General features: G+C 71.2%; 25 protein-coding genes and 1 riboswitch. Of the genes, 14 read left to right on the top strand and 11 right to left on the bottom strand.

Translation table 11 applies throughout. The features are described 5' to 3' along the window. The 5 genes from BST11_RS14690 to BST11_RS14670 all read right to left on the bottom strand — a co-directional run. A partial coding sequence (locus tag BST11_RS14690) for a PPE family protein (protein ID WP_142276356.1) occupies positions 1-1,029 on the bottom strand: 1,029 nt, incomplete at its 3' end. Positions 1,030-1,118: 89 nt separating this feature from the next. After that, positions 1,119-1,296, bottom strand: a riboswitch (cobalamin riboswitch). A 97-nt stretch (positions 1,297-1,393) separates the two neighbouring features. Further along, the gene (gene ctpC, locus BST11_RS14685; RefSeq protein WP_083138663.1) at positions 1,394-3,550 is read right to left on the bottom strand and encodes a manganese-exporting P-type ATPase CtpC; all 2,157 of its coding nucleotides are present in this window, start codon (positions 3,548-3,550) and stop codon (positions 1,394-1,396) included. Positions 3,551-3,572: 22 nt separating this feature from the next. Further along, the gene (locus tag BST11_RS14680) at positions 3,573-3,854 is read right to left on the bottom strand and encodes a DUF1490 family protein (RefSeq protein ID WP_083138662.1); all 282 of its coding nucleotides are present in this window, start codon (positions 3,852-3,854) and stop codon (positions 3,573-3,575) included. A gap of 78 nt (positions 3,855-3,932) precedes the next feature. After that, complete coding sequence (locus tag BST11_RS14675) at positions 3,933-4,643, bottom strand: TIGR03089 family protein (RefSeq protein ID WP_211284718.1); 711 nt, start codon at positions 4,641-4,643, stop codon at positions 3,933-3,935. A 19-nt stretch (positions 4,644-4,662) separates the two neighbouring features. Next, positions 4,663-6,147: an LCP family protein gene (locus BST11_RS14670; RefSeq protein ID WP_372509633.1), complete on the bottom strand. Its 1,485-nt coding sequence runs from the start codon at positions 6,145-6,147 to the stop codon at positions 4,663-4,665. An 86-nt stretch (positions 6,148-6,233) separates the two neighbouring features. Between BST11_RS14670 and rfbD the strand changes: the two genes are divergently transcribed. Genes rfbD through manB form a run of 3 tightly spaced genes read left to right on the top strand, consistent with a single transcriptional unit; the run spans position 6,234 to position 9,121 of the window. Continuing rightward, the gene (gene rfbD, locus BST11_RS14665) at positions 6,234-7,148 is read left to right on the top strand and encodes a dTDP-4-dehydrorhamnose reductase (protein WP_083138659.1); all 915 of its coding nucleotides are present in this window, start codon (positions 6,234-6,236) and stop codon (positions 7,146-7,148) included. Continuing rightward, the gene (locus BST11_RS14660) at positions 7,141-8,028 is read left to right on the top strand and encodes a glycosyltransferase family 2 protein (protein WP_083138658.1); all 888 of its coding nucleotides are present in this window, start codon (positions 7,141-7,143) and stop codon (positions 8,026-8,028) included. Before rfbD ends, BST11_RS14660 begins: the two co-directional genes overlap by 8 nt. A gap of 1 nt (position 8,029) precedes the next feature. Next, positions 8,030-9,121: a mannose-1-phosphate guanylyltransferase gene (manB, locus tag BST11_RS14655; RefSeq protein ID WP_083138657.1), complete on the top strand. Its 1,092-nt coding sequence runs from the start codon at positions 8,030-8,032 to the stop codon at positions 9,119-9,121. A 13-nt stretch (positions 9,122-9,134) separates the two neighbouring features. Here manB and BST11_RS14650 read toward each other — a convergent pair whose 3' ends face one another. From BST11_RS14650 to cofD, 4 genes are read right to left on the bottom strand one after another with little or no spacing between them, the layout of a single operon-like run. Further along, positions 9,135-9,707: an NUDIX hydrolase gene (locus BST11_RS14650; RefSeq protein WP_083138656.1), complete on the bottom strand. Its 573-nt coding sequence runs from the start codon at positions 9,705-9,707 to the stop codon at positions 9,135-9,137. Continuing rightward, the gene (locus tag BST11_RS14645; RefSeq protein ID WP_083138655.1) at positions 9,704-11,287 is read right to left on the bottom strand and encodes an Eco57I restriction-modification methylase domain-containing protein; all 1,584 of its coding nucleotides are present in this window, start codon (positions 11,285-11,287) and stop codon (positions 9,704-9,706) included. Before BST11_RS14645 ends, BST11_RS14650 begins: the two co-directional genes overlap by 4 nt. 28 nt (positions 11,288-11,315) lie before the next feature. Next, positions 11,316-12,665, bottom strand: coding sequence for a coenzyme F420-0:L-glutamate ligase (locus tag BST11_RS14640; protein WP_083138654.1), 1,350 nt, complete (start codon positions 12,663-12,665; stop codon positions 11,316-11,318). Continuing rightward, positions 12,662-13,657, bottom strand: a complete 996-nt coding sequence (cofD, locus tag BST11_RS14635; RefSeq protein WP_083138653.1) for a 2-phospho-L-lactate transferase — start codon at positions 13,655-13,657, stop codon at positions 12,662-12,664. The genes BST11_RS14640 and cofD overlap by 4 nt, the downstream gene beginning before the upstream one ends. 378 nt (positions 13,658-14,035) lie before the next feature. Between cofD and BST11_RS14625 the strand changes: the two genes are divergently transcribed. Next, positions 14,036-14,374: a WhiB family transcriptional regulator gene (locus BST11_RS14625; protein ID WP_083138652.1), complete on the top strand. Its 339-nt coding sequence runs from the start codon at positions 14,036-14,038 to the stop codon at positions 14,372-14,374. 28 nt (positions 14,375-14,402) lie between these two features. Here BST11_RS14625 and BST11_RS14620 read toward each other — a convergent pair whose 3' ends face one another. Next, positions 14,403-14,825, bottom strand: coding sequence for a metallopeptidase family protein (locus BST11_RS14620; protein WP_068213247.1), 423 nt, complete (start codon positions 14,823-14,825; stop codon positions 14,403-14,405). A gap of 173 nt (positions 14,826-14,998) precedes the next feature. Between BST11_RS14620 and BST11_RS14615 the strand changes: the two genes are divergently transcribed. The 4 genes from BST11_RS14615 to manA all read left to right on the top strand — a co-directional run bounded on the left by BST11_RS14615 (position 14,999) and on the right by manA (position 19,287). Further along, positions 14,999-15,454, top strand: coding sequence for a DUF3499 domain-containing protein (locus BST11_RS14615; protein WP_211284717.1), 456 nt, complete (start codon positions 14,999-15,001; stop codon positions 15,452-15,454). A 106-nt stretch (positions 15,455-15,560) separates the two neighbouring features. Then, a complete protein-coding gene (locus tag BST11_RS14610; RefSeq protein WP_083138650.1) occupies positions 15,561-16,949 on the top strand; it encodes a phosphomannomutase/phosphoglucomutase in 1,389 nt (462 codons plus the stop codon). Beyond that, positions 16,946-18,052, top strand: coding sequence for a TobH protein (locus BST11_RS14605; protein ID WP_083138649.1), 1,107 nt, complete (start codon positions 16,946-16,948; stop codon positions 18,050-18,052). Before BST11_RS14610 ends, BST11_RS14605 begins: the two co-directional genes overlap by 4 nt. Positions 18,053-18,060: 8 nt before the next feature. Further along, entirely contained in the window at positions 18,061-19,287 is a 1,227-nt protein-coding gene (gene manA, locus BST11_RS14600) for a mannose-6-phosphate isomerase, class I (RefSeq protein WP_083138648.1), read from the top strand. Here manA and BST11_RS14595 read toward each other — a convergent pair. Beyond that, on the bottom strand, positions 19,265-20,635 hold the full coding sequence (locus tag BST11_RS14595) for an NAD(P)/FAD-dependent oxidoreductase (protein WP_142276355.1): 1,371 nt from the start codon (positions 20,633-20,635) through the stop codon (positions 19,265-19,267). The two genes, manA and BST11_RS14595, sit on opposite strands and share 23 nt — an antisense overlap. Before the next feature lie 120 nt (positions 20,636-20,755). Here BST11_RS14595 and BST11_RS14590 point away from each other — a divergent pair, with 120 nt between their 5' ends. The 6 genes from BST11_RS14590 to ahcY all read left to right on the top strand — a co-directional run bounded on the left by BST11_RS14590 (position 20,756) and on the right by ahcY (position 26,217). Further along, positions 20,756-22,276 (top strand): amino acid permease, encoded by a 1,521-nt coding sequence (locus BST11_RS14590; protein ID WP_083138670.1) that lies wholly within the window; start codon positions 20,756-20,758, stop codon positions 22,274-22,276. Positions 22,277-22,373: 97 nt separating this feature from the next. Then, positions 22,374-23,636 carry an alkane 1-monooxygenase gene (locus BST11_RS14585; RefSeq protein WP_083138646.1) on the top strand — a complete coding sequence of 421 codons (1,263 nt, stop codon included), beginning with the start codon at positions 22,374-22,376 and terminating at the stop codon, positions 23,634-23,636. Then, positions 23,636-23,827: a rubredoxin gene (locus BST11_RS14580; protein ID WP_083138645.1), complete on the top strand. Its 192-nt coding sequence runs from the start codon at positions 23,636-23,638 to the stop codon at positions 23,825-23,827. The genes BST11_RS14585 and BST11_RS14580 overlap by 1 nt, the downstream gene beginning before the upstream one ends. Continuing rightward, the gene (rubB, locus tag BST11_RS14575) at positions 23,824-24,006 is read left to right on the top strand and encodes a rubredoxin RubB (protein WP_083138644.1); all 183 of its coding nucleotides are present in this window, start codon (positions 23,824-23,826) and stop codon (positions 24,004-24,006) included. Before BST11_RS14580 ends, rubB begins: the two co-directional genes overlap by 4 nt. A 26-nt stretch (positions 24,007-24,032) precedes the next feature. Beyond that, positions 24,033-24,638 (top strand): TetR family transcriptional regulator AlkX, encoded by a 606-nt coding sequence (gene alkX / locus BST11_RS14570; protein WP_083138643.1) that lies wholly within the window; start codon positions 24,033-24,035, stop codon positions 24,636-24,638. A gap of 106 nt (positions 24,639-24,744) precedes the next feature. Then, positions 24,745-26,217, top strand: a complete 1,473-nt coding sequence (gene ahcY, locus BST11_RS14565; RefSeq protein ID WP_083138642.1) for an adenosylhomocysteinase — start codon at positions 24,745-24,747, stop codon at positions 26,215-26,217. Positions 26,218-26,232 lie beyond the last annotated feature (15 nt).

Below are 26,232 nucleotides of genomic sequence, written 5' to 3'. Positions count from 1 at the left end.
CGTCGCGGGGACGGCGGCCAGCGGCGCCAGGGACGCGGTGATCAGCGGCAGGAGGGTCACCAGCAGCGCGATGTTCTGTTCCAGCAGGGTCTTGAGCAGCGCGATGGTGTCGGTGATGACCGTGCCGATGGCCTCGACGGTGACGAACACCAGGGTCCAGCCGATGATCGTGGGATTGCCCGAGGCGAACGCCGCGGTGACGTCCAGCGAGATGAACGCGAAGGTTTCCGACAGGAACAGGGAATACGAAGCGAAGTCCATCGGGTAGCCGAGGGCGAACGCGATGTTGAAGGGGCTGAGGAAGCTCAGGGGATTGCCGACCAGGGGCAGCCAGGGATCGAACCCGGAGAACAGCGCCGCGAAGAACGGGTCGTTGGCCACCGAGTCGATCAGCGGCTGTATGGAGGTGTAGTAGAAGTCGGTGAACCCGTTCTGCTGCAACCAATCCAAGATGTCGTTCTGCCGGTCGGGGGGCAACTCGGCGGTGGCCGCGGATGCCATGATCTGCGGCGCCGCGGTGGTCTGGGGCGCCGCCGTCACGGCGGCCGTCGCGACCGCTTGGTAGGTGCTCATCACGGTGGCGGCCTGGATCCACATCCGCGCGTAGTCGGCCTCGTTCAGCGCGATCGGGATCGCGTTGATGCCAAAGAAATTCGTCGCCACCAGCACAGCGTGCGTGGCGTGGTTGGCGGCCAGCTCCGCCAGGGTCGGCATCGCGGCCAGCGCGGCGGCGTAGGCCGCGGCGGCGGTCTCGTGCTGGGCGGCGGTCGCGGCGCTGTTCGCGCCGGCCTGCGCCAGCCACGCGAGGTGTGGGGCGTGGGCGGTCGCGTAGGCGTCGGCCGCGGGGCCGTCCCACCCCGCCCGCGCCGACGCCAGCAGCGCCTCGAGTTCGGTGGCCGCCGCGGCGTATTCGGTGCCGAGCGAACTCCACGCCGCCGCGGCGGCCAGCAGCGCGCCCGGCCCGGGCCCTGCGCTCAGCAGTGCCGAATGCACCTCCGGCGGCGACGCCATCCAGATCGGCGCGGTCACGATGCGTGGGCCGGTTCGGGCGCCGTGGGGGCGCGACGCCATGGCGGACGTGGCATGGGGGCCAGCTCTCTCGGGGTACACCGCCCCGGGTCGCAGGATGCGACGACGCGAGTGTCCTGGCTCTCGGATCGCTGCTCGCCTCGCCTTCCAACTCTGGTGAGCCGTGGCTAGTGAGGGTCGCTCCCCGATGACAGTGGCGGGACCGCGCCGGATTCGCACCGGCTTCCTGCATCGTCATCGCCTTACGCGCCGTATTGTCGCATGGCGTCGTTTGCTGCACCGGTGATTGGCCGAACGTCGACCAGGTGCGCGGAAAACCGCGCATTTCGCGCAACAACTCGACGCTCGCGATCGCGCGCTAGTGCTAGTCCAGCCGGTAGCGGATCAGCCGGGAGCTGTTGGCCACCACCGCAACCGACGACGCGTTGTGCAGGATCGCGGCCAGCACGGGGGACAGGGCGCCGCCCGCGCCGATGATCAGCCCGGCCGCGTTGACGGCGATGGACATGCCGTAGTTCTCGCGGATGACGTCGACGGCGCGGGCGCCCAGGTCCCGCACGTCGAGCAGCCGGTGCAGGTCGTCGTTGGCCAGCGCCACGTCGGCGGTCTCGACGGCCACGTCGGTTCCGGCCAGGCCCATGGCGATCCCGATGTCGGCGGCGGCCAGCGCCGGCGCGTCGTTGATGCCGTCGCCGACCATGCCGACGACGAAGCCGTCGTTCTGCAGCTCGCGCACCACCTCGAGCTTGTCCTCCGGCATCACCTCGGCGCGCCACTCGTCGATGCCCAGCTCACGCGCGACCACCTCGGCGATCTCGGGATGGTCGCCGGTGAGCATGACGATGCGGCGAATCCCATTGTCGCGCAACTTCTTCAGCACCAAGGCGGCCTCGGGCCGCACCTCGTCGCGCAGGCTGATCAGCCCCACCAACTTGCCGTCCACCGCGAGCAGCAACGGCGTCTCGGCCCGCCGGCGCAGCTTGTCCACCCACTCCGACGCCTTCTTGGACACCCGCACCTTCTCCGCGCGCAACAGCGACGGGCTGCCCAGCAGCAGGGTCCGGCCGTCGGCCCACGTCCGCATGCCCAGGCCCACCAGCACCTCGCACTCCTCGTGCGGCGGGATGCTGATGTGGCGTTCCTCGGTGGAGCGGATCACCGCCTCGGCCAGCGGGTGGCGGGAGTGGATTTCCGAGCTGGCCGCGTACGCCAGCACCTGCTCGGGCTGCCAATCCTTGTGCAGCGCAATGATGTTGGTGACCACCGGGCGTCCGACGGTCAGGGTTCTGGTCTTGTCGAACACGATCGCGTCGACCTGGCCCGCCTGCTCGAGATGCGAGCCGCCCTTGATCAGGATGCCGCGGCGCGCGCCGTTGCCGATCGCGGCGCTGATCGCGGTGGGGGTGGCCAGGCCCACCGCGCACGGACACGCGATCAGCAGCATCGTCATCGCCCGGCGGACGTCCCCGGTGACGGCCAGGGTGATGGCCGAAACGACGAACGAGGTGGGAACGAAACGGCGGGAGAAGTTTTCGCCCACGGTCTGGATCGGCGCCCGGTCGTGTTGCGCCTCCTCGACCCGGCTGATGATGCGGCCGATGGCGGTCTGGTTGCCGACGGCCTGGGCGCGCACCACGACGCGCCCGCGCACCACCACCGACCCGGCGTGCACGTGCGCGCCGACGATGACGGAAACGGGCAGGGTCTCGCCGGTGATCGCGGACTGGTCGACGATCGCCTCGCCGTCGACGACCTCGCCGTCCACCGGGATCGCGACGTGGTCGTGCACCACCACCTCGTCGCCGATCTGCACGGTGTCGATCGGCACCTGGATCTCTTTGGCTTCGGGGTCACCGACGCGGATCCAGGCCGTGTCCTGGCTGCCGCGCAGCAGCTCCGAGATGGCCCGCCGGGTGCGGCGCAGCGTCAGATCCTGCAGGTATTCACCGATGTTGAGCAGCCACAGCACGGTGAGCGCGACCACGTTCTCGCGCAGGATCAGGCTCGCCACCGTCGCCGCCGACACCAGCGCGTCGGTGCCCGCGCGGCCGGAGCGCAGCGACCGCAGGGCGCCGCGCAGGAACGGGTACCCGGTGAACACGGTGACGCCGGTGGCGACCGCGCGGCCGCTCGGCCCGAGCAGCGGCGGCCGCGCGAACACGTAGCGGCGCACCCCGAGCAGCGCCAGCGCCGCGCCGCCGACGACCATGCGCAGCACGTCGGCGTTGCGGATCTCCGACGAATGCGGCGCGCGCGCCGGGATCAGCTCGGCGGCGACGCGGGCGGCGGAGCCGATCGCGTCGAGCACCGAGGGCCGGTCGCAGCGTCGGGGCGAGTACCAAACGACCACGGAGCCGGTGCGCGGGTAGGCGTGCACGGCGCGCACGCCCTGCTGTTTCGCTACGGCATCCTCGACCGCGACGGCACGCCGGGAGTTGCCGCGCACCCAGGCCACCGACACCCGCATGCGCCCGGCCGCATCCGAAAGTACCTGCAGGGCGGGGTTTTCCGTGACGACCATGCCTATGGACACGTCCGCCCGGTCAGTGGTCGTGCTGGTGGGGGTCCGTGATGGACGGCGTGGGCGCTTCCTCTCCGATCCGTTCGCGGGCCTCGGCCATGACGTCGGCGATCTTCAGCCGCGCCGACTCGGCGGCCTCCTCGGCCTTGCGGGTGCCGCGCAACCCCAGCTCGGCCGCCGACACCGCGGTCTCGTGCACCGGCGCCTTGGCCATGGCCTTGCGCACCACCTCGTAGGCCGTCACGCCGACGAGGCCGGTGACCACCGTCGATGCCGCTTTCGCCAAGAGCCCGTACGCCGCCATCGCCTGAACCTTCCTGGGTGTTTGTTCCGGTTGGGCACGACATTAACATCGAAATATTGCGATATCAATATGAATCGCTCAGAGGACCCGGGTGACCTTTTCGGTCTCGATCCGCCGCCGCAGCGCGTCGGGATCGGGGTTGGCCACCTGCACCAGCGACGCGCCGGCGGCCAGGATCGCCAGTAGCCCGTCCACCAGCTCGTCGGGCCCGGCCCACGCCGCGCTGGAGAGCACCCGATCGCCGGGCGTCAAACCCTTTGCCGCCGAGGACTTCTCGCAGTCGGATAGCACCCGCTCGACCGATCGCCCGGCCAGCGCGGGCCCCGGGTGGCGTTCGGGGACGATCTGGTCGCCGTGCACCCGCACCGCGGTGGCGTAGTCGGTGACGCCGATCGGCAGGTCGGGTGCCGGCCGGCCGAACGGGTCCAGCGACAGCACGGCCACCTCACCGGCGCCCGTGCCGTCGGCCTCGTCCAACCGGTCGGCCGTGCACAGCGCCAGGTCGGCCTGGCCGTCCAGCACCGCCTCGGCGCCGATCCACCACACCCCGAACAGGACCGCCGCCGTCTGCCAGTGCGCGGGGAGCAGGATCGCGACCCGGCTGGCCGGCCCGGCGCCCAGCTCGTCGCGCAGCAGGTTGCCGGTCTTGGCGGCCCAGTTGGCCAGCGTGGCGGCGGATAGTTCGATGCGCTCGCCGGTCGCATCGTCGTAGTAGGTGATGCGCGGGCCGACGGCGTCGGTCCGCAGCATGGGAGGAAGGACAGCCTCGGAAAGGTTAGTCAGCGTCATCGATTCGTGCACCGGGGGACTAGTTTATGCACTCCGGCTTGTCGGACCCGGCGGTCAGGATCGGCGAGGGCGCCGGCACGTTGGGATCGGCGCCCTGGGCTGCAAAGGTGCCGGCGTTGGACAACCGGGCGGACACCGGCGACCCGCCGCCGGACAGCCCGGAGCCCGGCCCGGTGTAGTCGTTGGCCAGCACCACGCGCACCGATCCGGCCGGGATCGACGAGTCGGCGACGACGGGCAACCCGCCCAGCTCCTTGGAGATCTCCTGGGCGCCCAGGTCGTCGGTCTTGGCGGCCCGCACCTGGCTGCCCTTCACGTGGCCACCCTCGTTGTTGCCGACGGTGCCGGATGCAAAGCCCTTGGCGGCCAACACATCCGACACCGCGGCGGCCAGCCCGTTGATGTCGGTGTCGTTGAACACGTCGGCGGTGGTCTTGGCCGGCGTGTAGGCCAGTTCCTCGGTCTTGCCCTCGGCCTGCTCGTGCAGCAGGCCCGCGACCCAGTCCTGGACCTGGTGGGGGTCCACCCGCACCACGCTCTGCATGCCGTCGTCGCTCCAGCCGGCCCCGTCGAGCACCGGGATGGTGGCGAAGGCGACGTTACCGCCGGCCAGCTTCTGCATCTGCTGGACGAAATCCATGACGTCCCAACCCGAGGAGATCACCACCGAGCGCTGCACGGCGGACTGCAGCCGTCTCAGCGTGGCGGGGCTGGACAGCGTCTGGCCCGAGATGACCCGGTGGGCCAGCGAGGCCATCACCACCTGTTGGCGCACCACCCGGTCCAGGTCGCCGCGCGGCAGGTCGTGGCGCTGGCGCACGAAGCTGAGCGCCTGCGGGCCGTCCAGGCGCTGCTTGCCGGCCGGGAAGTCGGCACCCGAAAGCGGTTCGTACACCGGCTCTTTGAGGCAGACGTCGACGCCGCCGAGCGCGTCGGTGATCAGAGCGAACCCAAGCAGCCCGATCTCGGCGTAGTGGTCGACGGTGACGCCGGTGAGGTCGGCGACGGTCTTGATCAGGGCCTCGCGCCCGGCCTCGGTGCCCTGGGCGGCCGCGTTCCGGGCCGAGTCGCCGGCCTGGACGAGGCTGGCCCGCTTGGCCTCCCGGGTCTGGCCGTAGACGCCGTTGATCTTCGTCTTGCCCAGTCCCGGGGCCTGGACGTAGGAGTCGCGCGGGATCGAGATCGCGGTCGCCGACTTCCCGTTGTTCGGGATGCGGATCAGGATGATCGTGTCGGTGTTGGTCGCCTCCTCGTCGCCGGCGCGCAGGGTCTCCAGCTCCTCCTGCGACAACGGGTTCCCGTGCGCGTCGGTCCGGCTGTCCAGGCCGACCAGCAGGATGTCGATCGCGCCGTCGTTGCCGCCCTTGCCCAGCGACGGTGCGGACATGTGGAAGATGCCGTCCTCGAAGCCCCGCACGTTGCTCCAGGCGAGCCCGGTACCGAGGACCACGGTCAGGGTCAGCACAGCCGCGACCACACGAACCACACGTTGCACAGGCATCACACTAGGTTACTTGTGACACAGCGGCTTCGCGGTTAGCCGACCCCGGTGTGCCCAAGGCGTGACATGACCGTGCGAGACTCGTCCCCATGTCGACCAGGTCAGCACGGCTCGTGATCACCGGCGCCGGGGGACAACTGGGCAGTTGCCTGGCGGCGCTGGCCACCTCCCAGGGGCGCGATGTGCTGGCGCTGACGTCGTCGCAATGGGACATCACCGACCCCGCCATCGCCGAACGGACCATCCGAGCCGGCGACGTGGTGATCAACTGCGCGGCCTACACCAATGTCGACGGCGCCGAGAGCGACGAAGCCCGGGCGTATGCGGTCAACGCCACCGGACCCGAACATCTCGCCCGCGCCTGCGCGCGCGCCGGCGCCCGGCTGATCCACGTCTCCACCGACTACATGTTCACCGGCGAGCCGGCCGCCGACCCGCCGCGCCCGTACGAGCCCAGCGACGAACCCGACGCGCGGGGGGTGTACGCGCTGTCCAAGCTCGCCGGCGAGCGGGCCGTGCTCGCGGCGCTGCCGGACGCCGCGCAAGGGGTCGTCGTCCGGACCGCCTGGCTCTACACCGGCGCAACCGGCAAGGACTTCGTCGCCGTGATGCGCCGGCTGGCCGCGGGCGACGGCCCGGTGACCGTGGTCGACGACCAGACCGGGTCACCGACCTACGTCGGGGACCTGGCCGTCGCGCTGCTGCAGGTCGTCGACGACCGCGTCCCCGGGCCCATCCTGCACGCCGCCAACGAGGGCGCGGTCTCCCGCTTCGAGCAGGCGCGCGCGGTGTTCGAGGAATGCGGCGCCGACCCGGCGCGGGTGCGCCCGGTGCGCACCGACGAATTTCCGCGGCCGGCGCCGCGTCCGACGTACTCCGCCCTGGGCAGCCGGGAGTCCGCCGCGGCGGGCCTGACGCCGTTAAGGCCCTGGCGCCCTGCGCTTGTCGCGGCGCTGGCCGCGTCGCCGAGCGAGCAACGACCGGTACCCTCTACGCGTGACTGACGTCCTGCCGGTCGTGACCGTGACCTATTCGCCGGGCCCGCACCTGGAGAGGTTTTTGGCCTCCCTGTCGCTGGCCACCGAGCGCCCGGTCAGCGTGGTCCTGGCGGACAACGGATCCACCGACGGCACCCCGCAGGCGGCCGTCGAGCGCTACCCGAACGTGCGGCTCTTCGACACCGGCGCCAACCTCGGCTACGGGACCGCGGTGAACCGCGCGATCGCCCAGCTCGACCAGGAGCACGACTGGGTGATCGTGGCCAACCCCGACGTGCAGTGGGGACCGGCCAGCATCGACGCGCTGCTGGACGCCGCCGCCCGCTGGCCGCGCGCCGGCGCGCTGGGCCCGCTCATCCGCGATCCCGACGGGTCGGTGTATCCGTCGGCGCGCCACCTGCCCAGCCTGATCCGCGGCGGCATGCACGCGGTGGTCGGGCCGTTCTGGAAAACCAACCCGTGGACGGCGGCCTACCGCCAGGACCGGCTCGAGCCCAGCGAACGGCCGGTGGGTTGGTTGTCGGGATCGTGCCTGTTGGTGCGCCGGTCGGCCTTCGGCCAGGTCGGCGGTTTCGACGAGCGCTACTTCATGTACATGGAGGACGTCGACCTCGGCGACCGGCTGGGCAGGGCCGGCTGGCTGAGCGTCTACGTGCCGTCGGCGGAAGTCCTGCACCACAAGGGCCATTCCACCGGGGGCGACCCGGCGAGCCACCTGGCGGCGCACCACCGCAGCACCTACACCTTCCTGGCCGACCGGCATTCCGGTTGGTGGCGGGCGCCGCTGCGCTGGACGCTGCGGGGGTCGCTGGCGGTGCGCTCCCGGCTGATGGTGCGCAGCTCACTGCGCAGCCGCCGGCGGAACGTGGCGACGGGGCGGCGCTGAGGTGGCCGGCTCGTCGTTAGGCCGCCAGGTCGACGCGGTGGTTCTCGTCGGGGGCAAGGGCACCCGGCTGCGGCCGCTGACGCTGTCGGCGCCCAAGCCGATGCTGCCCACCGCCGGGCTGCCGTTCCTGACGCATCTGCTGTCGCGGATCGCCGCGGCGGGCATCGAGCACGTCGTGCTGAGCACGTCGTATCAGGCCCAGGTGTTCGAGGCCGAGTTCGGCGACGGGTCGAAGCTGGGCCTGCAGATCGACTACGTGACCGAGGCGGAACCGCTGGGGACGGGCGGCGGCATCGCCAACGTCGCCGACCGCCTGCGCCACGACACCGTGATGGTCTTCAACGGCGACGTGCTGTCCGGCGCCGACCTGGGCCAGCTGCTCGAGTTTCACCGGGCCAACCGCGCCGACGTCACCCTGCACCTGGTGCGGGTGGGCGACCCGCGGGCGTTCGGCTGCGTGCCCACCGACGAAGCGGACCGCGTCGTGGCCTTCCTCGAGAAGACGCAGGACCCGCCGACCGACCAGATCAACGCCGGCTGTTATGTCTTCGAGCGCAACGTCATCGACCGGATCCCGCGCGGCCGCCTGGTCTCGGTGGAGCGCGAGGTGTTCCCGGCCCTGCTGTCGGACACCGACGTGAAGGTGTGCGGTTACGTCGACGCCACCTATTGGCGCGACATGGGCACGCCCGAGGACTTCGTGCGCGGGTCGGCGGACCTGGTGCGCGGCATCGCCCCGTCCCCGGCGCTGCACGGCCACCGCGGCGAGCAGCTGGTGCACGACGGGGCGGCCGTGTCCCCGGGGGCGGTGCTGATCGGCGGCACGGTCGTCGGGCGCGGCGCCGAGATCGGGCCGGGCGTCCGGCTGGACGGCGCGGTGATCTTCGACGGGGTCAAGGTCGAGGCCGGCAGCGTGATCGAGCGCTCGATCATCGGCTTCGGTGCCCGCATCGGCCCGCGGGCGCTGATCCGCGACGGCGTGATCGGCGACGGCGCCGACATCGGCGCCCGTTGCGAGTTGCTGCGCGGCGCCCGGGTGTGGCCGGGCGTCGCCATTCCCGACGGCGGGATCCGCTACTCGTCCGACGTCTGAAACGTCTGGCCCGCTAGCCCGACTGGCCCGTATGGTCCGTATGGCCCCTGCGCCGACCGGCCGCGCGCGAAACCAGATGTGCCAGGGCGTGATCGGTGCCGTCCGGCAAGGCGTCGACGGGCCACCAGCGCAGGTCCTCCGACTCGTCGCTGATCGCGATCCGCGCGCCGGCCGGGGCGTGCGCGACGAATTGCAGGTCGAGGTGGCGGGTCGGCACGCCCAGCGAGCAGGTGACGGGGTGGACGTGCACGGCCGCCAGCCCGGGGTCGATGCGCAGGCCGTCCACGCCGGACTCCTCGGTGGCCTCGCGCAGCGCCGCCGCGACGACGTCGGCGTCACCCTCGTCGCAGTGGCCGCCCAGCTGCACCCAGCGGCCCAGGCGGCGGTGCAGCGTCAGCAGCGTCCGCGACCCCGCGTCGTCGAGCACCAGCGCCGAGGCGGTGACGTGGCCCGGGACGCACTCGCGGCGGCAGGCGTCTTCGCGGGCGAGCACGAAGGCCAGCACGGCGTGCCGCAGCGAGTCCTGCGCCGGATCGGGGGCCCGCCACCCGGCCAGCAATGCCAGCACGGAATCCCGCAGCGTCAACGGGATCCGCGCCTTGCCCGGCGGTCGCGCAGCGCGACAAAGGCCGCGCGGCAGTGCGACACCAGCTCGGGCGACAGGCCCAGGCCGTCGATCAGGACCCGACGGTCGACGAGGTCGAGCGCCTTGTCGATCTCGCCGGCCTTGAGCAACAGGTCGACGTCGCAGGCGAGTTCGGCGCCGGCGTGCGCCGGCGCGGGGAGGGGCAGCTGCTCGGCCTCGCGGGGTTCCAGCTCCAAGATGCCCCCACCGTAGCTGCGGCCGAGGATCTCGGCGAACGCGAACGTCACGCTGTTGTGGAACACGGCGGCCAGCGCGGCCGCATCGACGCCGGGCGCGAGCCGCACCCGATGCACGGTGTCGGTGCTCGTCGCCGCGGCGGCGTTGACGGTCAGCCGCGGCGCCCGGTGGATCTGGCGCAGCAGGAACAGGTCGGGCACCCACACCGACGGGGTGGTCCACCACGGCGTGCGGATTGAGCACTTGTAGCCGCGGTGCACGCCGGCGGCCTCGCCGGCCGCGATGTGCGCGGCCAGGGCGGCGTCGGCGGGCTCGGCCGGCGCGTCGAGCAGCCAGGTGCGGTGGCCGGCGGCGAGATCGGTTGCCCGGCAGTCGGTGTCGTAGACCAGGCCGGACAGCTGGGCGCTGCGCGAGACGAGCGGGACGCAGTGGGCCCGCAGCCCGAGCTGTCGGGCCTGCGCGTCGGTGAAGGTGAAGAAGCTGTTGCGCCCCGTCACGACGCCCACGTCCACCCCGGCGACGGCCCCGAGGCGGGTCAGCGCCGGCGATCCCTTGAGGGAGCGCAGCAGCCGGATCGCGGCGGGGTCGAGGAAGTACTTGGTCCACTTCTCGTTTTCGTGCAGGAGCGCCGGCGCGAAGGGGAGCCGTTGCACGTCGAGGTCGGTGCGCGCCAGCGCGGCGGCGTCCTCGAGGTGGACGGTGCGGATGCGGGCCGGGCCCGGGCCGGTCACGCCGCAGAACAGCACCACCTCCTGCAGCACGCCGTCGAACACCAACCGTTCGAACGTCAGCAGCGTGATGTCGGTGAAGCGGCTGAGCAGGTAGTCGCGCAACTGGGCGGCGTAGCCGACCTGGAGCAACTCGGCCGGCAGCACCAGGCCCACCCGTCCGCCGTCGCGCACCAGCACGGTGCTCGCGACGACGAAGGGCACCCACGCGTTGGTCAGCCTGCTGGGCCGCAGGCCCTCGCGGCGCAGGAATTCCAGGGCCGGGTCGCGCTGCTCGGCCGCCCAGTTGCCGAAGCGGATGTAGGGCGGGTTGCCGGCCACCCCGTCCCAGCCGCCGGGCTCGGTGCCGGCGAGCCAGGTGAACAGGTTCGCGGTGTCCACCCGCGCGAACGCGGCCGCCTTGGCCGCCTCGTCCGCGACCAGTTCCACGCCGCGCACCTCGCCGCCGGGCCCGGCCAGCTCGCGCAGGATGGCACCGTCGCCGCAGGACGGTTCGACGATCCGGGGACCGGCCCGCCCCACCCAGCGCGCCAGGAACCGGGCGACGGGCGCGGGCGTGTAGTAGCCGCCGCGGACCTTGTCGGCCGACGCCGCCGCCTTGCCCGCGAATCGCATGGGCTTCAGTATCCCCTTCCGGGGCGGCTCACTTGCGGATCAGCAGATCGCCGGCGTCGACGGGGCTGCGTGGCCCGGGCGGCTCCGAGGCGTAACCGATCGCGATGGCGCCCAACGGCTCCCAGTCCGCGGGCAACTCGAGCTCGTCGCGCACCACGTCGGCGGCGAAGATCGTCGAGCCGATCCAGCAGCTGCCCAGCCCCCGCACCGCGAGCGCGACCAGCAGCGCCTGCACGGCCGCCCCCACCGCGACCGTGAACATGGCGTGCTCCGCGTCGGTGCGCCTCGCGTCGGGGTAGGCGTGGGCGCCCTCGGGGACTAGGAACGGGACCACCACTTCGGGGGCGTCGTAGAGGATCTGGCCGCGTGCCACCCGGCGCTCGATCGAGTCGGCGGGCCGGCCGTCGCCGGCCAGATCCGCGCGCCATCGCTCGGCCATCTTGTCCAGCAGCCGCTTCCGCGTGGGGCGGGTCCGCAGCCACACGAACCGCACCGGCCGGGTGTGGTGGGGGGCGGGCGCGGTGAGGGCCTCGGCGACGGCGGCCTCGATCAGCTCCGGCGCCACCGGCTCGTCGCTGAAGCGGCGCACCGACCGGCGCAGCAGCTGGGCCTGCCGGCGCCCCATGTCGAGGGCCTCGGCGGTGCCGAGCCAGAACAGGTCTTCGGTGCCCGGGCGCAACAGCCGGCGGGCGGTCGTACCGTCGTCGGTCACCACCTGCCCGGGCAGGCCGCGCACCACGGCCACCGGCATCGCGGTCAGCTTGCCCTTGACCAGATCGGCGGCCGCGGCGACCTCGTCGGCGACCGCGACCTCGGTGACGATCAGCTCGTTGCCGTGCGCGTCGACGGCGCCGGAATAGTTGTGCAGCACACGAAGACCGGCCGCGCCGACCGCCGCGTCGATCTGGCCGTTGCGCCAGGCGCGGCCCATCGTGTCGGTGACGACCACGGCGACGTCGACGCCCAGCCGCTCGCGCAGCGCGGCGCGCAGGGCCGCGGCGCTGGCGTCGGGGTCGAGCGGTAGCAGCGCCAGCTCGTCGCGCCCGACGTTGGATCCGTCCACCCCCGCGGCGGCCTGCACCAGGCCGAGCCGGTTCTCGGTGATCAAGGTCTGGCCCTTGCGCGCCAGCACGCGCACCGCCTCGGCGTCGACGAGCTTGCGGCGCAGCCGATCCCGCTCCTCGGCATCCCGGGGAGCCGGCACCAGGCGCCCCTCGCACTTGGACACCACCTTGCTGGTCACCACCACGACGTCGCCGTCGGACAGCCACGGCGCGGCCGCGGCGACGGCGGCGCCCAGGTCGTCGCCGGGGCGGAACTCGGGGAGCCCCGGCACCGGCAGGATCTCGATGGCGGCTGCCGCGCCGTGTTCGGTCACAGCGCCAGGCCCGCCGACTCCAGCCCCGCGCCGACCATCTCGGCCGTCGCCTTGGGGTCGCTCATCAACAGCGGCACCGCGCGCACATCGACCCCCTCGACCTCGGCCCGGTCCCCCTCGTGGATCAGCCAGCAGTCCAGGATCCCGGTGGCCTTGCGCGCCCCGTAGTGCCGGCCGACGGCCTCCGCGGTGGACTCGACGCCGATGACGGACAGGCAGGCATCGGCCATGCCGCGCAACGGCTTTCCGCCGATGATCGGCGAATAGCCGACGACCGGTGCCCCGGCGGACCGCAGCGCGCCGCGGATGCCGGGGACGGCGAGGATGGCGCCGACGCTCACCACCGGGTTGGACGGGGCCAGCAGGATGACGTCGGCGTCGGCGATGGCGGTCACCGCTTCGGCTGTGGCGTTGGCCTTTTCGGCGCCGACGAACGCGAAGCTGTGCGTGGGCACCTGGGCCCGGTAGCGCACCCACCACTCCTGGAAGTGGATCGCCCGCCGGCCGCCGTCGTCGGGATCGGTGATCACCACGTGGGTCTCGCAGCGGTCGTCGGTGGCGGGCAGCAGCCGCGCGTCCGGCCGCCAGCGGTCGCACAGCGCGATGGTGATCTGTGACAGCGGGTAGCCGGCGTTGAGCATCTGGGTGCGCACCAAATGGGTGGCCAGGTCGCGGTCACCCAGCTGAAACCAGTCCGGCTGCACGCCGTAGCGCGCCAATTCCTCCCTGGCATGCCAGCTTTCGTCGCGGTGACCCCACCCTCGCTCCGGGTCGACGCCTCCACCTAAGGTGTACATGCAGGTGTCCAGATCCGGACAGACACGCAACCCATGGATCCAGGCGTCGTCGCCGACGTTGACGACCGCGGTGAGTTCGTGGCGTTCGGCATCCGGGCCCTGTTCGTTGCGGAACTGACCGAGCCCGAGCAACTGTTGAACCCCCAGCAGGAAGCGGGCGCCGCCCACCCCACCCACCAGAACGGTGACCTTCACTTGACCTTCACAGGGCTCGACAGTACTGCCCTGCGGCGGCGGCTGTTTCGGCCGCTAAAACGGCCACGAAAACGGCCACTAAAACGGTCCGTAAAACGGATTGTGATCGACACGCCGGGGGCCCGAGACAACAGAAACGCCGAAAATTCGTAACGAGATGGTATGGAAATGCTCCATAACGCTTGACCAAGCAGGTCAACAAGTGTCTAATCACAACAGTGTCATTTCCCGGTTGGCCGGCCGGTTCCGGTGTCGCAGACCGAGATTCGATCACTTGTTCGAATTGTCTGTACATCAGAACAGTGGGAATTCATCAACTCTCTCAAATCAAGCTGAGGAGGCGGACGAAGCATGTCTTATGAGCACCTTCGGGGCGTTATGACAGGCACACCGCACACCACCATCGGCCCGGCGCCGGCGGCGACCGTCCGTCCGCACCTGACCGTGGTTCCCGACGCCCCAGTCGCTTTCGAGCCCGAGCCCCTGCCCCTGCCGACGCCCGACCAGTGGCAGGACCGCGCCCTGTGCGCGCAGACGGACCCCGAGGCCTTCTTCCCGGAAAAGGGCGGCTCCACCCGCGAGGCCAAGAAGATCTGCCTGGGGTGCGAGGTGCGCCATGAGTGCCTCGAGTACGCCCTGGCGCACGACGAGCGGTTCGGCATCTGGGGCGGCCTGTCCGAACGCGAGCGCCGCCGCCTCAAGCGCGGCATCATCTGACCGCGGCGCGGCTGCGCGCACCGCCGGGTCATTCGTCGTCGATCGTGGGGTCGATGACCTCGGGTTCGACGTCCAAGTACACGGCCACCTGGGCCACCAGGATCTCGTGCAACAACTCGTCGAGTTCGACGGTGTCCTTGGCCCGTCTCTCGATCGGCTTGCGGAACAAGACGATTCGCGCCCGCGTGGCGTTGCCGCGAACGTCGACGCCGGCCGGGATCAGCCGGGCGAGCGCGATCGGACCGTCGGCGATGACCTCGGGCGGCCACTGCACGCTGTCGGGGTCCTTGGCGGCGATGCGGGGGATTTCGTCGACGGCCACGTCGAGCTCGGACACCCGCTCGTGCCAGCGGCGCTCGATGGGCTCGTAGGCCTCCAGCACCGCCATGTCGAACCGCTCGGCGCGGGTGCGCCAGCCGGGCACGCTCGGTGGCAGCAGCGGGCCGCGCATGTCGCGTCCGCGCCGGGAGGCCCGGTAGGAAGCCGATCGGCGCCGGGACCGACCGCTTTGCGGGGAACCGCGCATATCGCCCACGCGCCGATGGTAACGGTTGCACATCGTGGGTCCGCCGGTTGCGCGTGTCCGGCGCTTCCGGGGCGTTTTTGCACGATAGCCTTTGCGACGTGAACGTTCCCCGTCGCTGTTGCCGGCCCGGGTGTCCGCACTATGCCGTGGCGACCTTGACGTTCGTCTACTCGGACTCGACGGCCGTCGTCGGCCCGCTCGCCACCGCCCGCGAACCGCATTCGTGGGACCTGTGCGTCGGCCACGCCGGCCGGATCACCGCCCCCCGCGGATGGGACCTGGTGCGCCACGCCGGGCCGCTGAATTTTGAGCCCCCCCACCCCGACGAGGACGACCTGGTCGCCCTGGCCGACGCCGTGCGCGAGGGGCGCCCGCGCGCCGGGGCCGGCGCCGCGCCGCCGAACGGCTTCGCCCCGGCGCCGGGCGCCGACGGCGCGCTCCAGCACGCCGGCGTCCACGCCACCGCGCCGAGCAGCGGTCTGCTTGCCCCGCCGGAGCGCCGCTCCGGGCGCCGCCGCGGGCACCTGCGGGTGCTGCCCGACCCCACTGAATAGTCCGGGCCCAGTCCCGGCTTGCGCGCCCCGGGTGCTGCCGGGGCCGATAGGCTGGCGCCAAGAGCCCCGGCAATACGCCGGCATTACCAGGCGTCAGGAGTTTCGCATGTCCCGGTCGGCCGCGACCGTCCGTCGCGTCGTCAAGGCATACGACGTGCGCGGGCTCGTCGGCGAGGAGATCGACGAGCCGTTGGTCGGCGATCTCGGGGCCGCGTTCGCCCGGCTGATGCGTGGCGAGGGTGCCCGGCGGGTGGCGATCGGCCATGACATGCGGGACAGTTCGCCCGCGCTGGCCGCCGCTTTCGGCGGCGGGGTGACGGGCCAGGGCCTGGACGTGGTGCGGATCGGGCTGGCGTCCACCGACCAGCTGTACTTCGCGTCCGGGCTGCTGGACTGCCCCGGCGCGATGTTCACCGCCAGCCACAACCCGGCGGCCTACAACGGCATCAAGCTGTGCCGGGCCGGGGCCAAGCCGGTGGGCGCCGACAGCGGACTCGGCGTCATCGCCGAGGACGTGATCGCCGGCGTGACCGCCCATGGCGGGCCGGCCGGAACCGTCACCGACCGCGACGTGCTGGCCGACTACGGGGAGTTCCTGCGGTCGCTGGTGGACACCTCCGGGCTGCGCCCCCTGCGGGTGGCCGTGGACGCCGGCAACGGCATGGCCGGCCACACCGCCCCGGCCGTGCTCGGCGCGATCGACTCGATCACCTTGTTGCCGCTGTATTTCGAGCTCGACGGGTCGTTCCCCAACCACGAGGCCAACCCGCTCGACCCGGCCAACCTGGTGGACCTGCAGGCGTTCGTGCGTGACAGCGGCGCCGATATCGGGCTGGCCTTCGACGGGGACGCGGACCGGTGCTTCGTGGTCGACGAAGGCGGGCGGGTGGTGTCGCCGTCGACGGTGACCAGTTTGGTGGCGGCCCGCGAGCTGGGCCGTGAGATCGGCGCCACGATCATCCACAACGTGATCACCTCCCGCGCGGTCCCCGAACTGGTCATCGAGCGCGGCGGCACGCCGCTGCGGTCGCGCGTCGGCCATTCCTATATCAAGGGGCTGATGGCCGACACCGGGGCGATCTTCGGCGGCGAGCACTCGGCGCACTACTACTTCCGCGATTTCTGGGGCGCCGACTCCGGGATGCTGGCGGCGCTGTACGTGCTGGCCGCCCTCGGCGAGCAGGACCGGCCGCTTTCGGAGCTGACCGCGGACTACCAGCGCTACGAGTCGTCGGGCGAGATCAATTTCACGGTGGCCGATGCGCCCTATTGTGTTGACGCGGTGCTGAAGTCGTTCGGCACCCGCATTCACTCCATCGATCACCTGGACGGGGTGACGGTCGATTTGGGCGATGGCAGCTGGTTCAACCTGCGCAGCTCGAACACCGAGCCGTTGCTGCGGCTCAACGTGGAGGGCCGCACCGCCGAGGACGTCGACGCGGTGGTCACCCACGTCAGCACCGAAATCGCCGCGATCGACGGGGTCGGGCCGTGAACGCGACGCGGTCGATCGACCTGGAAGACCCCCAGGGTCTGCTCGCCGCCGACACCGAGGGCCTGCTGCGGGCGGCGTCGTCGGCGGGCGCGCAGGTGCGCGCGATCGCCGGCGCGGCCGCCGAGGGGGCGCTGGATCCGGTGCGGGCCGAAGACCGCGCTCGCAGCGTGGTCTGGGTGGCCGGCCGCGGGACCGCCGGTACCGCCGGGGCCATGCTGGCCGCGACGCTGGGCGGGCAGGCCTCCGCGCCGATCGCCGTCGTCGGGGAGGCGCCGCCGTGGATCGGCCCGCTCGACGTGCTGGTCGTCGCGGGCGACGACCCCGGCGACCCGGCGCTGGTCTCCGCCGCCGCGACCGGGGTGCGACGCGGCGCGCGGGTGGTGGTGGCGGCGCCGTACGAGGGGCCGCTGCGCGACTGTTCGGCGGGGCGCGCCGCGGTCCTCGAGCCGCGGGTCTGGGTTCCCGACGAGTTCGGGTTGACCCGCTACCTCGCCGCCGGGCTGGCCGTCCTGCACGCCGTCGACCCGCGGCCGGGCCAACAGGACCTGGGCCGCCTCGCCGACGAGCTGGACGCCGAGGCGCTGCGCAACAGCGCCGGCCGCGAGCTGTTCACCAACCCGGCCAAGACGATCGCCGCGCGCACGGCCGGTCGCCGGGTGGCGCTGGCCGGAGACTGCGCCGCGACGCTGGCGCTGGCCCGCCACGGCAGTTCGGTGCTGCTGCGGCTGGCGCACGAGGTGGTCGCGGCCACCGGGCTGGCGGACGCGGTCGTCGCGCTGCGCGCGGCGGCGGGGTCCGGCCGCGCCGCGTCTGCGACCGACGCCCTCTTCCACGACGAGCAGATCGACGGGCCGCCGCCCGATCGGCTGCGGGTGCTGGCGCTGACGCTGGCCGACGAGCAGACGGTGGTCGCCGCCCGGACCGCCGGGCTCGACGACGTGTACCTGCTGGCGGCCGAGGACGTGCCCGACGGGCCCGGCGGCTCGGCGGGCTCCGAGGTTTCGCCGGCGCTGGGGGGTCCCATCAGCGCCGAGCAACAACTGGCAGTATTGGCCGTCCGGCTGGAGATGGCCGCGGTTTACACGCGACTGGTGCGGGGATAGAGACACAAGTGGAACTTCTTCGGGGGGCGTTGCGGACGTACGCCTGGGGATCTCGGACCGCCCTGGCGGAATTCACCGGGCGCCCGGTTCCGGCCGCTCATCCGGAGGCCGAGCTGTGGTTCGGCGCGCACCCCGGCGACCCGGCGTGGCTGGAAACCGACAAGGGTGAACTGTCGCTGCTGCAGGCCCTGGTCGACGACCCCGAGGGGCAGCTGGGCCCGGGGTCGCGGGCCCGGTTCGGCGACGTGCTGCCGTTTCTGGTGAAGGTGCTGGCCGCCGACGAACCCCTGTCGCTGCAAGCGCACCCCAGCGCCGAGCAGGCGGTCGAGGGTTACCTGCGCGAGGAGCGGCTGGGCATTCCGGTGACCTCGCCGGTGCGCAACTACCGCGACACCTCGCACAAGCCCGAGTTGTTGGTGGCGCTGCAGCCGTTCGAGGCGCTGGCCGGGTTCCGGCAGGTGTCCCGGACCGTCGAGCTGCTGCGGGCGCTGGCGGTCTCCGACCTCGACCCCTACATCGACCTGCTGAACGACCAGTCCGACGCCGACGGCCTGCGCGCGCTGTTCACCACCTGGATCACCGCGCCGCAGCCCGACATCGACGTGCTGGTGCCCGCCGTGCTGGACGGCGCCATCGCCTACGTCAGCTCCGGCGCAACGGAATTCGCGGCCGAGGCCAAGACGGTGCTGGAACTCGGCGAACGCTACCCCGGCGACGCCGGGGTGCTGGCCGCGTTGCTGCTCAACCGCATCACCCTGGCCCCGGGCGAGGCCATCTTCGTGTCGGCCGGCAACCTGCACACCTACCTGCGCGGCTTCGCGCTGGAGGTCATGGCCAACTCCGACAACGTGTTACGCGGCGGGCTCACCCCCAAGCACGTCGACGTGCCCGAGCTGCTGCGGGTGCTGGACTTCGCACCCACCACCGAGGAGCGGCTGCGGCCCCACGTCCGCCGCGAGGGGTTCGGCCAGATCTACGAGACGCCGACCGAGGAGTTCGCGGTCGCGCTGCTCTCGCTCGAGGGCGAATACCTCGGCCACGAGGTCGACGCGTCGTGCAACCACGAGGGTCCGCAGATCCTGTTGTGCGCCGAGGGTTGCACGACGGTGCACGCCAAGTCCGGGTCGCTCACGCTGGAACGCGGGATGGCCGCGTGGGTGGCCGCCGACGACGGGCCCATCCGGCTGGTGGCGGCCGAGCCCGCCAAGCTGTTCAGGGCGACCGTAGGGCTGTGAGGGCCGGGCGCCCGCCGGCGCGGCGCTCGCCCAGCCACAACCGCATGTTGTGGGCCATGGCGCGGCCGATTATCCGCGGCGGCGGCACCATGTAGAGGCTGTCCAGCAGCGAAAACCGGCGCAAAAACCATTCGGCCAGAACGGGTTCGGTCTCGGCGGCGCCGAGGAATTGGTCGAACAGCGCGCCGGACGGCCGCCACCACCGGGGGACGGGGCCGCGGGGGGCGGCGTGGTGGAAGGTGATGTCACCGATCGCGTTCATCATCCACACCGGGTAGGTCGTCTTTGCGGTGGCCCGGTTCAGTTGTCGGGCAACGTCTTTCCCGGGCGATCGCAACGCCCGGCTCAGGTGGCCGGCCTGCAGCGACGTCATCGTCATGCCCTGGCCGAAGGTGGGGTTGAAGCTGGCGACGGCGTCGCCGAAGGGGACGATGCCGGCCGGGAAGCGGCGAAGCTTGTGGTAGCGGCGCCACTTGCTGGCGGGGAACGCGTGATAGGCCGGCTCGCCGACGGGTTCCGCCCGCGCCAGCGCGGCGGTGATATGTGCGGGCAGCAGCTCGTCGGCCAGCGCGAGCATCTCCGGGAACGTCGCGGGCGGCCTGGCGCCGGCCACCCCGAACGTTGTCAGCACCCAGGTGCCGTCCTCGTGAAAAAGCATGCCCAGGCCCAGCGACCGGTCGTGCGATGCGCCGGCGACCACCACCTTCTCCCGGATCAAACCCTCGGGCATGCGGAACCGGTGGGTGGCGTAGTTGATGCCGATGTCGATCGTTTTCTCGACCGGTCGTTCGAATCCCCACTGCGCCAACCACACCGGAAGCCGGGTGCCGCGGCCGGCGGCATCGACGACGAGATCGGCCGGCACGAACTCCGGCTCGCCCCGGTCCTTCGGGTTCAGCAGCACCCCGGTCACCCGCCGGCGCGCGCGGTCGAACCGCGGCTCGAAGACCGACCGCCGCACGATCTCGACGTTGCCGATTTGCTCGACCCGCCGGCGCACCTGCCATTCCAGGTGGGGGCGGCTGGGCACGTAGGCGGTGAACTCGTCGCGCAGCGTGTGCCCGGTCCCGAGGACGTGGCCCGCGGCGCCGAGGTGGATGCAGTCGGGCCGGTTCTCCAGCATGGGCACCCCGGCGGCCACCATGTCGGCCAGCAGTCCCGGAAACAGGCCCTCGAACTCCACGGCGCCCCGGGCCATCAGCATGTGCAGGTGCCGGTCCTGGGGAACCGCCGCGCGGTGCGCCGGGGCGCTGGGCAACTCGTCCCGCTCGTAGACGGTCACCTGCGCGTAGTGGTCCGAGAGCACCCGCGCGGCGCACAGACCCGCGATGCTTCCCCCGATGACCACCGCGTGGCTGCGCGCGTTCCCCCCGCTACCCGGCATGTTCGCAGACTACCCAGTACTGTGCGGACCTACGGGGCCCGACAGGCCCGCAAAAGGCCGGTGAAACGCAAGGAAGGCGCGCGGATGGCCAATCGATGGCGCACGAAGTCGGTCGAACAATCGATCGCCGACACCGACGAGCCGGAAACCCGGCTGCGCAAGGAGCTGACCTGGTGGGACCTGGTCGTGTTCGGCGTGGCGGTGGTGATCGGCGCCGGCATCTTCACCGTCACCGCATCCACCGCGGGCGACATCACCGGGCCGGCGATCTGGATCTCGTTCGTGATCGCGGCGGTCACCTGCGCGCTGGCGGCCCTGTGCTACGCCGAATTCGCCTCGACGCTGCCGGTGGCGGGCAGCGCGTACACGTTCTCCTATGCCACGTTCGGGGAGTTCCTCGCGTGGATCATCGGCTGGAACCTGCTGCTGGAGCTGGCGATCGGCGCCGCGGTGGTGTCCAAGGGCTGGTCGAGCTACCTGGGTTCGGTGTTCGGGTTCGCCGGCGGCACGGTCCAACTCGGGTCGGTGCGGCTCGACTGGGGCGCGCTGGTCATCGTCGGGGTGGTGGCGACCCTCATCGCGCTGGGAACCAAACTGTCGTCGCGGTTTTCGGCGGCGATCACCGCCATCAAGGTGTCGGTGGTGGTGCTGGTCGTGGTCGTCGGCGCCTTCTACATCAAGCGCTCCAACTACTCGCCGTTCATCCCGCCCCCGGAGGCCGGGCACGACGCCACGGGCGTCAACCAGTCGGTGCTGTCGCTGCTGACCGGGGCGCACGGCAGCCACTACGGCCTCTACGGCGTGCTGGCGGGGGCGTCGATCGTGTTCTTCGCGTTCATCGGGTTCGACATCGTCGCCACCATGGCCGAGGAGACCAAGAAGCCCCAGCGCGACGTCCCGCGGGGAATCCTCGCGTCGCTGGCGATCGTGACCCTGCTCTACGTCGCGGTCGCCGTCGTGCTGTCCGGCATGGTGCCCTACACCCGGCTGCGCACGTCGCCCGGGGGAAAGCAGGCGAACCTGGCGACGGCGTTCACCGCCAACGGGATCCACTGGGCCAGCAAAATCATCGCCATCGGGGCGCTGGCCGGGCTGACCACCGTGGTGATGGTGCTGATGCTCGGGCAGTGCCGGGTGCTGTTCGCGATGGCGCGCGACGGGCTGTTGCCGCGCTCGCTGGCAAAGACCGGGCCGCGGGGCACCCCGGTGCGGATCACGGTGCTCGTCGCGCTGGTTGTCGCGCTGACGGCGGCGGTGTTCCCGATCGCCAAGCTCGAGGAGATGGTGAACGTCGGGACGCTGTTCGCGTTCGTCCTGGTGTCGGCGGGCGTGATGGTGCTCCGCCGGACCCGCCCGGACCTGAAGCGCGGATTCCGCGCGCCGTGGGTGCCGGTGCTGCCGATCGCCTCGATCTGCGCGTGCGTGTGGCTGATGGTCAACCTGACCGCCCTGACCTGGGTGCGGTTCGCCGTCTGGCTGGTGGTGGGGACCGCGATCTACGTGGGCTACGGGTGCCGGAACTCGGTGCAGGGGCGCCGGAGCGCCGGCGGCCCGGCGCCGAGCGTGCCCGCCCGGGACGCCCCGGAGGCGGACCCGGTGCCCTGATTCGTTTACAAAACGATGTCATATGTCTAGACACGAGACGTAAAGTGTCGTAATGTCCAACCTCAACGTGGCCTGACGCACAGAGGAGGTTCGGCATATGACCACACTCAGCCCCCAACCGGGCCGGGAGGCCGGGGCGCCGGTCTGGCGCGACAAGAAGCGCCACCTGTGGCTGATGGGACTGATCGCCCCGACGGCGCTGTTCGCGATGCTGCCGATCGTGTGGGCGGCCAACCGGCTCGGCTGGCACGCCGCCGCGCAGGTGCCGCTGTGGATCGGGCCGATCCTGGTGTACGTCCTGCTGCCGCTGCTGGACCTGCGCTTCGGGCCCGACGGGCAGAACCCGCCCGACGAGGTGATGGAGCGGCTGGAGAACGACAAGTACTACCGCTACTGCACCTACGCCTACATCCCGTTCCAGTACGCCAGCGTCGTGCTGGGCGCCTACCTGTTCACCGCGCCCAACCTGAGCTGGCTCGGCTTCGACACCGGGCCCGACGGCGGCCTGGGCTGGGCGGGGAAGCTGGGCCTGGCGCTGTCGGTCGGTGTCCTCGGCGGGGTGGGCATCAACACCGCGCACGAGATGGGGCACAAGAAGGAGTCGCTGGAGCGGTGGCTGTCCAAGATCACGTTGGCGCAGTCGTGGTACGGCCACTTCTACATCGAGCACAACCGCGGCCACCACGTGCGCGTCTCGACCCCGGAGGACCCGGCGTCGGCGCGCTTCGGCGAGACCTTCTGGGAGTTCCTGCCGCGCAGCGTGTTCGGCAGCCTGCGCTCCGCGCTGCGGCTGGAGGCGCAGCGGCTGCGACGGCTGGGCAAGAACCCCTGGAACCCCAGGACGTACCTGGCCAACGACGTGCTCAACGCGTGGCTGATGTCGGTGGTGTTGTGGGGCGCGCTGATCGCGGCCTTCGGCCCGGCGCTGATCGTGTTCATGATCGTCCAGGCCGTCTTCGGGTTCGGGCTGCTGGAGGCGGTCAACTACCTCGAGCACTACGGCCTGCTGCGGCAGCGCAACGCGAACGGCCGCTACGAGCGCTGCGCGCCGGAGCACAGCTGGAACTCCGACCACGTGGTCACCAACCTGTTCCTGTACCACCTGCAGCGGCACAGCGACCACCACGCCAATCCGACGCGGCGCTACCAGACGCTGCGCAGCATGGCGGGCTCGCCCAACCTGCCCAGCGGGTACGCGTCGATGATCACGCTCACCTACTTCCCGCCGCTGTGGCGCAAGGTGATGGACCGGCGGGTGCTGGCGCACTACGACGGCGACATCACCCGGGTCAACCTGCAGCCGCGCAAACGCGAGCGGCTGCTGGCCCGCTACGGCGCTGCCCAAGGGGCTCTGGCGTGATGGCCGCCTACCGCTGCCCGGTCTGTGACTACGTCTACGACGAGGCCAAAGGCGATGCGCGGGAAGGCTTTCCGCCCGGCACGCGCTGGCACGACGTTCCCGACGACTGGTGCTGTCCGGACTGCGCGGTGCGCGAGAAGCCAGATTTCAGTGAGATCTCAGACGGATTTCGAGAAGGGGCGATCCAATGACCGACTACAAACTGTTCCGGTGCATCCAGTGCGGCTTCGAGTACGACGAGGCGCTGGGCTGGCCGGAGGACGGCATCGCGCCGGGCACCCGCTGGGACGACATCCCCGACGATTGGAGCTGCCCGGACTGCGGCGCCGCCAAGTCCGACTTCGAGATGGTTGAGGTGGCCCGATCGTGAGCGCGCCAACGACTATTCTCGCGCCTGTGAAGCGGTTGCCCTACGCCGAGGCTTCGCGCGTGCTGTTGCGCGACTCGGTGTTGGACGCGATGCGCGACCTGCTGCTGGACCGGGACTGGTCGGCCATCACGCTGTCGGACGTGGCCCGCGCCGCGGGCATCAGCCGGCAGACCATCTACAACGAGTTCGGCTCGCGGCAGGGCCTTGCGCAGGGGTACGCCCTGCGCCTGGCCGACCGGCTGGTCGACGCCGTGCACGCCTCGCTGGACGCCAACGTCGGCGACATCGCCGCGGCGTTCCTGCAGGGTTTCCGGGCCTTCTTCGCGGAATCGGCGGCCGACCCGCTGGTGATCTCGTTGCTCACCGGTGTCGCCAAACCCGACCTGCTGCAGCTCATCACCACCGACAGCGCGCCCATCATCACCCGCGCGTCGGCGCGGCTGACCGCGGCGTTCACGCAGAGCTGGATCGCCACCAGCGACGAGGACGCCGGGGTGCTGGCCCGCGCCATCGTGCGGCTGGCGCTGAGCTACGTGTCGATGCCGCCGGAGGCCGACCACGATGTCGCGGCCGACCTGGCCCGGCTGATGACGCCGTTCGCGGAGCGGCACGGGGTCGTCAACGTCGGCTGAGTCGCCGCGACTACAGTGGCGGCGGAACATACCTAAGCTATGTACTACGGCTGTGTGCAGCCGTGGACCGCTCCGAATCCGTTAAGCCGCTAAGGATGAATCACGCATGACGACGACCGAAAACGCCTTGACCCCCGACGTTCGCAACGGCATCGAATTCAAGGTCGCCGACCTGTCGTTGGCGGACTACGGTCGCCGGGACATCGAGCTCTCCGAGCAGGAGATGCCGGGCCTGATGTCGCTGCGCCGGGAGTACGCCGAGGTGCAGCCGCTCAAGGGCGCCCGGATTTCGGGCTCGCTGCACATGACGGTGCAGACCGCGGTGCTCATCGAGACCCTCGTCGAGCTGGGCGCGCAGGTCCGGTGGGCGTCGTGCAACATCTTCTCCACCCAGGACCACGCCGCCGCCGCGGTGGTCGTCGGCAAGCACGGCACCCCCGAGGAGCCCAAGGGCGTCCCGGTGTTCGCCTGGAAGGGCGAGACGCTCGAGGAGTACTGGTGGGCCGCCGAGCAGATGCTCACCTGGCCCGACCAGCCGGCGAACATGATCCTCGACGACGGCGGTGACGCCACCATGCTGGTGCTGCGCGGCGCGCAGTACGAGAAGGCCGGCGTGGTGCCGCCGGCCGAGGACGACGACCCCACCGAGTGGAAGGTCTTCCTCGAGCTGCTGCGCAAGCGCTTCGAGACCGACAAGGACAAGTGGACCAAGATCTCCGAGTCGGTCAAGGGCGTCACCGAGGAGACCACCACCGGCGTGCTGCGCCTGTACCAGTTCGCCGCGGCCGGCGACCTGGCGTTCCCGGCCATCAACGTCAACGACTCGGTGACCAAGTCCAAGTTCGACAACAAGTACGGCTGCCGGCACTCGCTGATCGACGGGATCAACCGCGGCACCGACGTGCTGATCGGCGGCAAGAAGGTGCTGGTCTGCGGCTACGGCGACGTCGGCAAGGGCTGCGCCGAGTCGGTCAAGGGCCAGGGCGCGCGCGTCGTCGTCACCGAGGTCGACCCGATCAACGCGCTGCAGGCCCTGATGGAGGGCTACGACGTCGAGACCGTCGAGGACGCGATCGGCAGCGCCGACATCGTCATCACCGCCACCGGCAACAAGGACATCATCACGCTCGAGCACATGAGGGCGATGAAGGACCACGCGGTCCTCGGCAACATCGGGCACTTCGACAACGAGATCCAGGTCTCCGCGCTGGAGAAGTCCGGCGCCACCAAGGTGAACATCCGGCCGCAGGTCGACGTGTGGACGTTCCCCGACACCGGCAAGTCCATCATCCTGCTCTCCGAGGGCCGGCTGCTGAACCTGGGCAACGCCACCGGCCACCCGTCGTTCGTGATGAGCAACAGCTTCTCCAACCAGGTCATCGCGCAGATCGAGCTGTGGACCAAGAACGACGAGTACGACAACGAGGTGTACCGGCTGCCCAAGCACCTCGACGAGAAGGTGGCCCGCATCCACGTCGAGGCGCTCGGCGGCAAGCTGACCAAGCTGACCAAGGAGCAGGCCGAGTACATCGGCGTGGACGTCGACGGTCCCTACAAGGCCGACCACTACCGCTACTGACGCGACCGGGCAGCG

It is taken from the genome of Mycobacterium alsense, from assembly GCF_002086635.1.
Taxonomy (GTDB): Bacteria; Actinomycetota; Actinomycetes; order Mycobacteriales; family Mycobacteriaceae; genus Mycobacterium; species Mycobacterium alsense.
The sequence above is the reverse complement of the archived record's forward strand: the minus strand, read 5'-3'. Positions and strand labels throughout refer to the sequence as shown.